General features: G+C 73.5%; 10 protein-coding genes. 4 read left to right on the plus strand and 6 right to left on the minus strand.

The window, feature by feature from the left end:
• Nucleotides 1-77 precede the first annotated feature (77 nt).
• Together ACWCWD_RS00445 and ACWCWD_RS00450 are read left to right on the plus strand one after the other, a co-directional pair.
• Entirely contained in the window at nucleotides 78-995 is a 918-nt protein-coding gene (locus ACWCWD_RS00445; RefSeq protein WP_450769651.1) for a phosphatase PAP2 family protein, read from the plus strand.
• Nucleotides 992-2,155, plus strand: coding sequence for a DMT family transporter (locus ACWCWD_RS00450; RefSeq protein ID WP_450769026.1), 1,164 nt, complete (start codon nucleotides 992-994; stop codon nucleotides 2,153-2,155). Before ACWCWD_RS00445 ends, ACWCWD_RS00450 begins: the two co-directional genes overlap by 4 nt.
• A 58-nt stretch (nucleotides 2,156-2,213) precedes the next feature.
• Here the strand turns inward: ACWCWD_RS00450 and ACWCWD_RS00455 are convergent, their stop codons facing one another.
• The 4 genes from ACWCWD_RS00455 to ACWCWD_RS00470 all read right to left on the minus strand — a co-directional run bounded on the left by ACWCWD_RS00455 (nucleotide 2,214) and on the right by ACWCWD_RS00470 (nucleotide 6,318).
• Nucleotides 2,214-2,681 carry a hypothetical protein gene (locus ACWCWD_RS00455; RefSeq protein ID WP_450769028.1) on the minus strand — a complete coding sequence of 156 codons (468 nt, stop codon included), beginning with the start codon at nucleotides 2,679-2,681 and terminating at the stop codon, nucleotides 2,214-2,216.
• Between the two features lie 80 nt (nucleotides 2,682-2,761).
• Nucleotides 2,762-3,505 carry a LamG-like jellyroll fold domain-containing protein gene (locus ACWCWD_RS00460; RefSeq protein ID WP_450769030.1) on the minus strand — a complete coding sequence of 248 codons (744 nt, stop codon included), beginning with the start codon at nucleotides 3,503-3,505 and terminating at the stop codon, nucleotides 2,762-2,764.
• 186 nt (nucleotides 3,506-3,691) lie between these two features.
• On the minus strand, nucleotides 3,692-4,270 hold the full coding sequence (locus tag ACWCWD_RS00465; protein ID WP_450769031.1) for a PadR family transcriptional regulator: 579 nt from the start codon (nucleotides 4,268-4,270) through the stop codon (nucleotides 3,692-3,694).
• A 32-nt stretch (nucleotides 4,271-4,302) separates the two neighbouring features.
• Nucleotides 4,303-6,318, minus strand: coding sequence for an oxidoreductase (locus tag ACWCWD_RS00470; protein WP_450769032.1), 2,016 nt, complete (start codon nucleotides 6,316-6,318; stop codon nucleotides 4,303-4,305).
• 242 nt (nucleotides 6,319-6,560) lie between these two features.
• Between ACWCWD_RS00470 and ACWCWD_RS00475 the strand changes: the two genes are divergently transcribed.
• Together ACWCWD_RS00475 and ACWCWD_RS00480 are read left to right on the plus strand one after the other, a co-directional pair.
• A complete protein-coding gene (locus ACWCWD_RS00475; protein WP_450769034.1) occupies nucleotides 6,561-7,094 on the plus strand; it encodes a DoxX family protein in 534 nt (177 codons plus the stop codon).
• 73 nt (nucleotides 7,095-7,167) lie between these two features.
• On the plus strand, nucleotides 7,168-8,010 hold the full coding sequence (locus ACWCWD_RS00480) for a DUF1206 domain-containing protein (protein ID WP_450769036.1): 843 nt from the start codon (nucleotides 7,168-7,170) through the stop codon (nucleotides 8,008-8,010).
• A 135-nt stretch (nucleotides 8,011-8,145) separates the two neighbouring features.
• Here ACWCWD_RS00480 and ACWCWD_RS00485 read toward each other — a convergent pair whose 3' ends face one another.
• A complete protein-coding gene (locus tag ACWCWD_RS00485; RefSeq protein ID WP_450769038.1) occupies nucleotides 8,146-9,525 on the minus strand; it encodes a cryptochrome/photolyase family protein in 1,380 nt (459 codons plus the stop codon).
• 160 nt (nucleotides 9,526-9,685) lie between these two features.
• Nucleotides 9,686-11,266 carry an SDR family oxidoreductase gene (locus ACWCWD_RS00490; protein ID WP_450769040.1) on the minus strand — a complete coding sequence of 527 codons (1,581 nt, stop codon included), beginning with the start codon at nucleotides 11,264-11,266 and terminating at the stop codon, nucleotides 9,686-9,688.
• Between the last annotated feature and the right edge of the window lie 89 nt (nucleotides 11,267-11,355).

Consider the following 11,355-nt stretch of genomic DNA (forward strand, 5'->3'; position numbering starts at 1 on the left):
TCGGTACACTGGCGTATCGATCGGGTATGGACTGGACCACACCCAGGCACCATCGCAACGTCAGTAAAGGGGCACGGGTGATGTACGCCCGCAGAACGCCTGTGGAACGGGAGCCGGAAGCGTCGGCCCGCCCGCCCCTCGTCCGCGAACTCCTGCTCGTCGTCGGGCTCTTCCTCGTCTACAAGCTCGGCCGCCAGGCGGCCAACGGCCATGTCGACGAGGCCTTCAGCAACGCCGGACACGTCTGGAACCTCGAACGGGCGCTCGGTCTGCCCGGAGAGGGTGATGTCCAGGGAGCCCTGCTGCACAGCGAGACGCTGATCCACCTGGCGAACACCTACTACGCGGTGGTCCACTTCCCGGCCACCGTGCTCTTCCTGGTCTGGCTGTACTGGCGCCGCCCCCACCACTACGTCTGGTCCCGCCGAATACTCGCGGCGCTCACCGGCGCTGCCCTCGCGCTCCACCTCCTCTTCCCGCTGGCCCCGCCGCGCATGCTGGCCGCCGCGGGACTGGTCGACACCGGCCAGGTGTACGGACCCACGGTCTACGGCGCCACGCCCACCACCGACACCATGGCCAACCAGTTCGCCGCGATGCCCTCGCTGCACTTCGGCTGGGCCCTCATGGTCGCCATCGGACTCGTCGCCGCAGGCCGCTCCAGGTGGCGCTGGCTGTGGCTGGCGCACCCGCTCGTCACCCTGCTGGTGATCGTCGGCACCGCCAACCACTACTGGCTCGACTCCCTCGTCGTCTCGGCCCTCCTCGCCCTCGCGCTGGCCGCGATCCCGCTGCACCTGCCCTCCCGGGCGGTACGGCTCCGAGGCCCGTGGCCCTCCGCCGCCGCGGCCGGATTCGCCGCTGAGGCCCCCGCGGCCTACGCCGCCGGTCTCCCCGCCCCCGCCGGGAGCTCCGCGTACGCCGGGAGCTCCACGTACTCCGGTGGCGCGTCCGCCCCGCAGCGGACCCTCACCTCACCCGGAGCCGGACGGTGAACGCCATGCTCGTCGCCATCCTCTTCTGCCTCGTCTCCGCCGTGGCGTACGCGGCCGCTGCCGTGGCCCAGTCCCGGCTCGCCGGACGCACCGAACCCGGCACCGGCGGACTCCGTCTGCTCGGACGCGGCGCCTGGTGGGCGTCGGTCGGGCTCAACGCCACCGGGGCCCTGCTGCACGTCGCCGCCCTGAAGTACGGGCCGCTCACCCTGGTCCAGCCGCTCGGCGCGCTCACCCTGGTGGCCGCCGTACCGCTCGGCGCCCGCACCGCGGGACGCAAGGTCAGCGGCACCGAGTGGCGGGGCACCGCCCTCACCCTCGTCGGACTGGCCGCCCTGCTGATGGCGGCGGGCGGCGCCGCCCCGCACGAGACCCTCAACCTCGGGGAAGCCCTCGGCGTCGGGGCGGTCACGCTGGCCGTGGTGTCCGGCCTCGGCCGGCCCGGAGCCCGCCCCGGTCTGCGTCACGCGGCCGCCTCGGGGATCACCTCCGGGGTCGCCTCCGCGCTGACCCAGACCCTGACGGTCGCCCTCACCGCGCACTCCTCGGACGCCCTGCTGACCCCGCGCACCGTGGTCGTGGCCCTGCTGGTCGCCGCCTTCTCCATGGGCGGGCTGCTCTTCTCCCAGACCGCGTACCGCGACGGTCTGGGAGCGCCGCTCGCCGTACTGACCCTGGCCAACCCGGTGGCCGCCGCCGTGATCGGGATGGTGCTGCTCGGCGAGCGCCTCCAGGGCGGCCCCCTCAGCCTGATCCCGGCGGTCGCGGGCATCGCGTTCTCGGCGTGCGGAGTGATCCTGCTCAGCAAGGCGCAGTCCCAGACGCAGTCCGAGACCGAGTCCGCCGGGCGGACCGGGACGCGGTCCGCCACGCAGACCGGGGCGCAGACAGGGGCGCAGCGCCCGGCCGGGGAGCCGGAGCCCGCACCGGCACCCGACGTGGACGGTCCGGTGGGCCCCCTTCCCGCAGCCGCAGCCGCAGCCGCAGCCGTGCCCGCTCCCGTCGCCGTACGGGGCCGCCATCCGGCCTCTCCCGTGCCCGCCGCCCCGGGCATCCGCCGGAGGGCCGGAGTCTGGCGGCGCACGGTCATCGGGAGCCCCAGGACCCTGGAGCGGCCAGCGGCCGACAGCCCTGAACCCGCTGCCGCCGCCGGAAGCTGACCGGGCACCGGAGGCGTGCGCCCGCGCCTGCGACCGGCCGGGTCGCAGAGCCGCACCCTCAGCTGTCGTAGAAGAACAGTTCGAGGTCCTCGACGGACCCTGGGCCGGTCAGGAACCGCTCGGCCCGCAGGATCTCCTTCTCCGGCGGCACCTGGCCGTCCCGGAGCAGCCGCGTCATCCACATCTCGCCCTGCTCGCCGATCGCGTAGACGCCGGAGAGCAGCTCGGCCATACCGCCGGGGTGGTGCGGACGGTGCCCCACGACCGGCCGGAGTTCCCACCCTCCTGCCCGTGCGGCGAGCCTGAGCACCCCCGCCCAGTTGGCGATCCGCCCGATCCGTACGTGCCACGAGTCCCCGGTGAACGGTGCCGGGCGGCCACCGTGCAGGGCGTTGGTCGCGGCCATGATGTCCGACACCACCTGCCGCTCCACGGCGTCGCGGACCCAGCGTCCCTCCTGCGCCGCGTCGATGGCGGCCTCCCACCACTCCCAGGCGCCCTCCAGCCGGGCCGTGAACGTATCCATGACGACAGAATTTCACACGGCCCGCCCGCTCCTGAGACGCCCTCAGGCGCCGCCCCGACCCCGGCCCGGGGGCGCCTCAGTCAGGTACCGGTCATGACGGCGTGGTGGGCCAGGAGCCGTTCGGCTGTCAGCTCGCGAGGGTAGACGGCGACCTTGCCGACGGCACCCAGGAAGAAGGACCGCAGGCTCGCCGTACCGATGCGCACGGGGGACGGGGTGTCGCCCGGCACGATCGAGTAGTCGGCGAGCGCGTCCTGGTCGCGCAGCCTCCCGTCGCGGTAGATCTTCGTGCAGCCGGTCGGGTAGGAGGGTCCGGCGGGACTGGTGTTGATCACCAGGGCGTAGTGGATCCACTCCCCGGGATACAGGGTGTCCTGGAAGTAGGAACCGGCGCCCAGGCCGCCGGCGGGGTTGAAGGCGTATCCGGAGACGCGGTTGGCACGGCCCTCGGTGTTGTCGGCACTGTAGATCCGCGCCGTCCACTCGGCCTGGTTGACCGTGGCGTAGGTGAGCTTCCCCAGCCAGTGCACGTATCCGGTGCCTTCGCTCGCCGGGAAGACGAGGGTGTCGGGACGGAACCAGGCTTCCACCGTCAGCGCTCCGGTCGTCGACACCGAGAGGGAGCGGTCGTCGGGGACTTCGACGTACTGGTCGGGGGTTCCGTCGAAGAGGGTGGCGCTGTCACCGTTGGGCAGATGGCTGTGGGACGGCGAGCCGTGGAACACGGCGCGCGGGCCGCCCGGGGACAGCTCCGTACCGGCGCCGCCCAGCCGGAGGTACAGCACGGGGTCTTCGGCTTCGATCAGTTCGTCGTACGCGCTCACACGCGCCTCCCCTCGGGCTGGGCCGGTCCGACGGCCGCGTCGGCCCAGGTTAGGACGGTCCGCGGCGCGTGCGGGAGGGCGTGAAGGCCGCTACCGGGCGGAGCCGCCGGGACCCCGCACGCGGGCGTGCGGGACGGGGGAGCGCATGTCGGACCGGTGGACCGGGCCCCCGCCCGCCGGGGGCGGTCACCGGGTGTCGCGGGGCGCGGCTCCGTCCGGCACGGCTCCCTCCGGGCCGTCGAGCCCCTCGATCGCCCCGGTCAGCCAGGTGATCCAGAAGCTCTCCAGGTCGATGCCGCCGCGCAGCACCAGGTGGCGGAGCCGGTCGTCCTGGCCCGCTCTCCGCTCCGGCGGGAAGTCCCGCTCCTCGATCTCCAGGTACTCCGCCAGCTGCCGCCGGTGCAGCTCCAGATGGCGGCGGAGCTCCTCGCCGAGCCCGGGCGCCCCGACGACCGCCGCCGCCCGCATCCGCAGCAGCAGCGGATCGCGGACCGGTTTCGGGTCCTCGGGAAGCGCCACCCAGGCCGCCAGCTCCTCGCGGCCCGCCGGCAGCACCTCGTACTCCTTCTTGCTGCCCCTCGCCGGCTGACCGGGCCGCAGGGCCCTGATCCGCCCGGCCTGCTCCAGCCTGCCCAGCTCGCGGTAGATCTGCTGGTGCGTCGACGACCAGAAGTAGCCGATCGACCGGTCGAACCGGCGGGTCAGTTCCAGCCCGGACGACGGCTTCTCCAGCAGAGCGGTGAGGATCGCGTGCGGCAGTGACATGGGGTGCATCCTATGAACGCCGACGGGGGGGCTCAGAGCGAGGCGGCCAGCTCCGTGCCCTGCCGGACGGCCCGCTTGGCGTCGAGTTCGGCCGCCACGTCGGCACCGCCGATCAGATGCACCGGCCGGCCCGCCGCGCGCAGCTCCTCGTACAGCTCCCGGCGCGGTTCCTGGCCCGCGCAGAGCACGACCGTGTCGACCGGCAGCACGTGCTGCTCGCCGTTCACGGTCAGGTGCAGCCCGGCGTCGTCGATCCGGTCGTAGGTGGCGCCCGCGATCATGGTGACGCCCCGGTGGCGGAGCTCGGTGCGGTGGATCCACCCCGTGGTCTTGCCCAGTCCCGCGCCCACCTTCGTCGCCTTGCGCTGGATCAGATGGACCGTGCGCGGCGGCCTCGGGCGCTCCGGCAGACGGAGCCCGCCCCGGTGCGCGTAGGTGGTGTCCACGCCCCAGCTGCGCAGGAAAGCCTCGGGGTCCTGGCTCGTACCCTCCCCGGAGTCGGTGAGGAACGCGGCGACGTCGAAGCCGATGCCGCCCGCCCCGACGACCGCGACCCGGTCGCCGACCGGCGCCTTGTCGCGCAGTACGTCCAGATAGCCGACCACGCTGGGGTGCTCGGCCCCCTCGATGGGCGGGGTGCGCGGCTCCACGCCGGTGGCGAGGACCACTTCGTCGTACCCGTCGAGGGTGTCCGCCCCGGCACGGGTGGAGAGCCGCACGTCCACCTCCAGCTCGCGCAGCCGGGTACGGAAGTAGCGCAGCGTCTCGTCGAACTCCTCCTTGCCCGGCACCTGGCGCGCCACGTTGAGCTGGCCGCCGATCTCGTCGGCCGCGTCGAAGAGGGTGACCGCGTGACCGCGTTCGGCCGCCGTGACCGCGCAGGCGAGCCCGGCCGGTCCCGCGCCGACGACCGCGACGCTCTTGCGGGCCCGGGTGGGGGAGAGGACCAGCTCGGTCTCGTGGCAGGCCCGGGGGTTGACCAGGCAGGACGTGATCTTGAGGCTGAACACGTGGTCCAGGCAGGCCTGGTTGCAGCCGATGCAGGTGTTGATGGCGTCGGAGCGGCCGGCCGCGGCCTTCGCCACGAAATCCGGGTCGGCGAGGAAGGGCCGGGCCATCGACACCATGTCCGCGCGGCCCGAGGCGAGGATCTCCTCGGCGACCTCGGGGGTGTTGACCCGGTTGCTCGTCACCAGCGGTACGGAGACCGCGCCGCGCACCTTCTCGGTCACCCAGGTGAACGCGCCGCGCGGCACCGAGGTCGCGATGGTGGGAATGCGGGCCTCGTGCCAGCCGATACCGGTGTTGATGATGGTCGCCCCGGCCGCCTCGACCGCGCGGGCGAGGTGCACGACCTCCTCCAGCGTCGAACCGTCCGGCACCAGGTCCAGCATGGAGAGACGGTAGATCAGGATGAAGTCGTCGCCCACGGCCTCGCGCACCCGGCGCACGATCTCGACCGGGAAGCGCACACGGTTCTCGTACGAGCCGCCCCAGCGGTCGGTGCGGTGGTTGGTCTCCGCCACGATGAACTCGTTGATGAGGTAGCCCTCGGAGCCCATGATCTCGACCCCGTCGTACCCGGCACGCCGGGCGAGGACGGCGGCGCGGACGAACTCCTCGATCGTCTCCTCGACCTCCTCGTCCGTCAGCGCGTGCGGGGTGAAGCCGCTGATGGGGGCCTTGAGGGCGCTCGGCGCCACCAGGTCCGGGTGGTGCGCGTACCGGCCGAAGTGCAGGATCTGCAGCGCGATCCGGCCGCCCGCCGCGTGCACCGCCGAGGTGATCCGGGTGTGCTCCTCGGCCTCCGCCTCCGTGGTCAGCTTGGCGCCGCCGGGCGCGGAACAGCCGCGCTCGCTGGGCGCGATGCCGCCCGTGACGATGAGGCCCACGCCGCCGCGGGCGCGCTCGGCGTAGAACGCGGCCATCCGCTCGAAGCCGTTCTCGGCCTCTTCGAGACCCGTGTGCATCGACCCCATGACCACCCGGTTGGGGAGGGTGGTGAATCCGAGGTCCAGCGGGCTCAGCAGCGTGGGGTAGGGGCTCATGGGGGTCTCCTCGCGCGGTGTCGTCCCGCCAGTTCTAAAGGACCGGGGCGGCTTTGTGCAACAAGTTGCACAATGACGTACGTCGCATTCGGCTACCCGTCGCGCACCACAGGAGGCATCCCCGAGGCGCCACGGGAGACGGCCCCGGTGCATCCCCCGTACGGCGTAACCGGCCGCGCCCCCGCAACGGTGCCGGGCGACAGTGGAGCCGTACCCCGTCCTCCTCGTCCCCGGGAGCTTCCATGGCCTGCCTCAACCGGCGTGACCTCGGCCTGCTCGTCCTGCGCGCCGGCACCGGCGCCGTCCTCGCCGCCCACGGTTCCCAGAAGCTCCTGGGCTGGTTCGGCGGCGGAGGGGTCGAGGGCACCACCGCCGCCATGGAGGCCATGGGCTTCCATCCCCCCAAGCACAGCGCCGTGGCCGCCGGGCTCGGCGAGGCGGGCGGCGGCGTGCTGCTCGCGCTCGGCCTCGCCACCCCGGCGGCCGGCGCCGCCGCCGCCGGAGCGATGGCCGGGGCGGTCGCGGTGCACGCCCCCGCCGGATTCTTCGCGCAGGGCGGCGGTTACGAGTACCCGGCGTTCCTCGGGTTCACCGCCGCGGCGATCGGCATCACCGGCGCCGGACGCTACTCCCTGGACCACGCCACCGACCACGCGCTCGACAAGCCGTGGGTGGTCGCGCTGGCCTTCCTCGGCACCGCCGCGGCAGCCGCCGCCGTCGTCGGCAAGCGTGCGAAGGCACAGGGCGCCCCGCCGGAGGAGCCGCAAGCGGTCTGAAGCCCCGATCCCCTCGGCCCCGGGTTTCGGGGCCCCGGGCATTGATCCGCCGTTCAGGGGCACCCGTCGGTCCATGACCAGTGCGACAGCGGAACGCGGACGAGACCGGGCCCGGAGTGCGGCCAACGGAAAAGCGGTCGAGACGGCCGCACGCGCCGGATTCGTCGCGCGAGGGGTGATCTACCTGCTGATCGGGGTGCTCGCCCTGCGCGTCGCCTTCTCCGGCGGCGGCGGTGGAAAGCAGGCCGACCGGGGCGGCGCGCTCAAGGAAGTGGCCGAGCAGCCCCTGGGAGTGGCCCTCCTGTGGCTGCTCGGCATCGGCGTCGTCGGCATGGCCCTCTGGAGGCTCTCCGAGGCACTGTTCGGCCAGGCAGGCCCCGACGGCCACAAGCCCACCAAGCGGATCGTCGCTGCGGGACGCTGCGTCTTCTACGCCTTCGTCGCCTACTCCGTGCTCTCGTACGCGGCCGGGGACAAGGGCAGCGGCAGCGGATCGAGCGACAAGAAGACCGACGACATCACCGCCAAGGCCCTCGACTGGCCCGGCGGCCAGTGGATCGTGGGAATCGCCGGAGCCGTCGTCGTGGGCGTCGGGCTCTGGATGGCCTTCCGGGCGGTGACCCTGAAGTTCCGCAAGCACCTCGACATGTCCGGCAGCGGGGAGAAGGCCCGACGCGCCGTCGACGTGGTCGGCGTGTTCGGAGGCGCGGCCCGGGGTGTCGTCTTCGGCACGGCCGGCGGGTTCGCCATCGCCGCGGCCGTCCAGCACGAGCCCGGACAGGCCAAGGGCATGGACGACACCCTCCGCTCCTTCACCGACACCCCCGCCGGACCCTGGCTGCTCGCGCTCATCGCCCTCGGACTGGCCGCCTTCGGCCTCTTCTCCTGGGCCAACGCCCGCTGGCGCAAGGTCTGACACCGCCTCCCACCCACAGACACGGCCCCGCCGGGCAACCCCACCCACCGGCGGGGCCGTCCCGCGTCCGGGAACCTGGGCCGCGTCCGGCGATTCGCGCCCGCCCGACGGGAACGGCCGGACACGGCCGAGCCCTCAGCGCAGGTCGCGCGCCTGCTTGAAACGGGCCAGCGCGTCCGTCAGCCCGATCAGCGGAGCCGGATAGTCCAACGCGGCGCGCTCCGGCTCCGGAAGCTTCCACGGCTCGTGCACCGCCCCGCCCCCGACGCCCGCCAACTCCGGTACCCAGCGGCGTACGTACGCCCCGTCCGGGTCGTAACGGTGGCCCTGACGCACCGGGTTGAGCACCCGGTTGGGACGGCTGTCCGTCCCGGTGCCCGCCACCCACTGCCAGTTGAGCTGGTTGTTGGCGATGTCGCCGTCCACCAGCAGATCCAGGAAGTGGCGGGCGCCGACGCGCCAGTCGACGTACAGCGTCTTCGCCAGGAAGCTCGCCGTGAGCAGCCGGCCCCGGTTGTGCATCCAGCCCTCGTGGCGCAGTTGACGCATCGCGGCGTCCACGACCGGATACCCGGTGCGCCCCTGCCGCCACGCCTCGATCTCGTCCCCCGCCTCCTCCTCGCCCCGCCAGTCGTCGTGCTGCGTACGGTAGTTGTCGTGCGAGGCGGACGGACGGGCGGCGAGGACCTGGTGGTGGAAGTCGCGCCAGCACACCTGCCGTACGAACGCCTCCGCGCCCGCGCCGCCCGCGCTGCGGGCCCGCCCCACCAGCTCCACCGGTGAGACGGTGCCGAAGTGCAGGTGCGGCGAGAGCCGCGAGGTCGCGTCGCCCGCGAGGTCGTCGTGCATGTCCTCGTACGAGCCCAGTCCGGATCTGCGCCACGCGGCGAACAGGGCCCGGCCCGCCTTCTCGCCGCCCTCCGCCAGGCCGGGCGAGACCCCGGACACCCCGGCCCGGGACGGCAGTTCGCCGGAGCGCGCGGTGTCCGGCACCCGGACCTCGCGCGGCGGGCCCAGGGGATCCCGCAGGCGTTCCTGGGACCAGCGCCGGAAGTACGGGGTGAACACGGCGAAGTGGTCCGACCCCGAGCCCGTCGGCCGTACCGTACCCGGCGCGACGGCGGTCACCACCGCGTCGTGCACGTGCAACTTCGCGCCCTGCGACTCCAGTTCCTCGCGCAGCCGCTCCTCGCGGGCGTGCGCGTAAGCGCTGACCCCGCCGGACATGTGGACGTCCCGGGCCCCGGTCCCGGCGGCGACCCGGCAGACCTCCTCGGACACGTCCCCGGTACGGATCACCAGCCTCCCGCCCCGCTCGCGCAGCCCCGCGTCCAGGTCCCGCAGGCAGTCGGCGAGGAAGGCCCGCCGGTTGGGTACCGCGAAACCCGCCTCCTCCACGCGCCGGTCGAAGACGAAGAGCGGCACGATCTCGTCGCTCGCGGCCGACGCGGCCCGCAGCGGTGGATGGTCGTGCAGCCGCAGATCGGAGGTGAACAGGACGACCGAGACGGTCATGGCGCTACTCCTGGGCGGATCGGAACCGGAACGAGGGCATGGGGAGCTTCTGGTGTGCGTCCGTGCTTCCGTGCGGCGGCACGGTCCGGATGCGCCGCCGCCACCGCACGGCGGTACCGCTTCGGCCGTCCGTGTCGTTCAGCTCTGCTGAGGACGTCGTTCAGTTCTGCTCCTGAGGACGGGGACGCGCCGACGCGGTCTCCGCCCGGGACCGGGCCGAGCCGGGGGTCCGGGAGGCGGCGCGGGCGATGTTGCGGGCCATCCCGCCGAACACGATCGCGTGGAAGGGCGAGACGCTCCACCAGTAGGCGTGGCCGAGCAGCCCGCGCGGATGGAAGAGCGCGCGCTGGCGGTAGTGGGAGCGCCCGCCGTCCCGCTCCTCCACGTACATCTCCAGCCAGGCCAGCCCCGGCACCCGCATCTCGGCCCGCAGCCGCAGCAGCCTGCCGGGCTCGATCTCCTCCACGCGCCAGAAGTCCAGCGAGTCCCCGACCCGCAGCCGGTCGGCGTCGCGGCGGCCCCGCCGCAGCCCCACCCCGCCCATCGCCCGGTCCAGCCACCCCCGCACCGCCCACGCCAGCGGGAACGAGTACCAGCCGTTGTCGCCCCCGATCCCCTCCACCACCCGCCACAGCGCGGCCGGGGGAGCGTCCACGTCCCGCTCCCGGAGGTCCTCGTACAGGCTGCCGCCCGCCCAGTCCGGATCCGTGGGCAGCGGGTCGCTGGGCGCGCCCGGGAGCGAGGCGGAGGACCAGCGGGTGGTCACCTTCGCCTCCCTGACCCGCTGGAGGGCCAGACCGAGCGCCTTGTCGAACGGGAAGGGCTGACCGGGCCCGTCCGGGACGTACTCCGCGATGTCGTGCTCGCGGCAGACCACCTCGTACCTCAGCGACTCCGCGAGCGGCCGGGCGATGGACCGGGGCACCGGTGTGACCAGTCCGATCCAGTGGCTGGACAGCCGGGGGGTGAGCATCGGGACGGGCAGGATCAGCCGTTTCGGCAGGTGCCCGACCTCGGCGTACCGCTCCATCATCACCCGGTACGTCAGGACGTCGGGGCCGCCGATGTCGAAGGTGCGGTGGACGTCCCGGGGCATCCGGGCACTGCCGACGAGATAGCGCAGTACGTCCCGGACGCCGATCGGCTGGATCCGGGTGGACACCCAGCTCGGGGTGACCATGACCGGCAGCCGTTCGGTGAGGTAGCGGAGCATCTCGAAGGACGCCGAACCCGAACCGATGATCACGGCGGCCCGCAGGACGGCCGTCGGCACCCCCGAATCCAGCAGGATGCGGCCGACCTCCGCGCGGGACCGCAGATGCGGGGAGAGCTCCTCCTCCGGTACGTCGCCGGGCGTCAGGCCCCCCAGGTACACGATGCGTCCCACCCCCGCCGCGCGGGCCTGTTCGCCGAAGGTCCGGGCCGCCCTGCGGTCGGTCTCCTCGAAGCCGGAACCCGTGCCCAGCGCGTGCACCAGGTAGTACGCGACGTCGATGTCCCGCATGGCCTCCGCCAGCGACTCCGGATCGGTGACGTCCCCGCGCACCACCTCCGCCCCGGCGGCCCAAGGGTAGTCGCGCAGCTTCTCGGGGGTCCTCGCCAGACAGCGCACCCGGTGGCCGGCCGCCAGCAGTTCCGGCACCAGGCGGCCCCCGATGTAGCCGGTGGCCCCCGTGACCAGGCAGTGCAGGCCCTCGCCTTCGTCCGCGGTCTCCTCGGCCGTCTCCTTGGCCCTCTCCATGGCGCCTCCGCCTCGGGGTCGATTCCGGTCTCCTGTATCCACCGTCCCCGCCCTTACCGCATTCCGCCCGGTGGGGCCCGGCCGGACGC

It is taken from the genome of Streptomyces sp. NPDC001493, assembly GCF_053597235.1.

Bases quoted from the DNA above. Each gene is read 5' to 3' on its own strand.
- ACWCWD_RS00485 (WP_450769038.1), bottom strand. From the start codon at position 9,525: ATGACCGTCTCGGTCGTCCTGTTCACCTCCGATCTGCGGCTGCACGAC.
- ACWCWD_RS00470 (WP_450769032.1), bottom strand. From the start codon at position 6,318: ATGAGCCCCTACCCCACGCTGCTGAGCCCGCTGGACCTCGGATTCACC.
- ACWCWD_RS00490 (WP_450769040.1), bottom strand. From the start codon at position 11,266: ATGGAGAGGGCCAAGGAGACGGCCGAGGAGACCGCGGACGAAGGCGAG.
- ACWCWD_RS00455 (WP_450769028.1), bottom strand. From the start codon at position 2,681: ATGGATACGTTCACGGCCCGGCTGGAGGGCGCCTGGGAGTGGTGGGAG.
- ACWCWD_RS00480 (WP_450769036.1), top strand. From the start codon at position 7,168: ATGACCAGTGCGACAGCGGAACGCGGACGAGACCGGGCCCGGAGTGCG.
- ACWCWD_RS00465 (WP_450769031.1), bottom strand. From the start codon at position 4,270: ATGTCACTGCCGCACGCGATCCTCACCGCTCTGCTGGAGAAGCCGTCG.
- ACWCWD_RS00475 (WP_450769034.1), top strand. From the start codon at position 6,561: ATGGCCTGCCTCAACCGGCGTGACCTCGGCCTGCTCGTCCTGCGCGCC.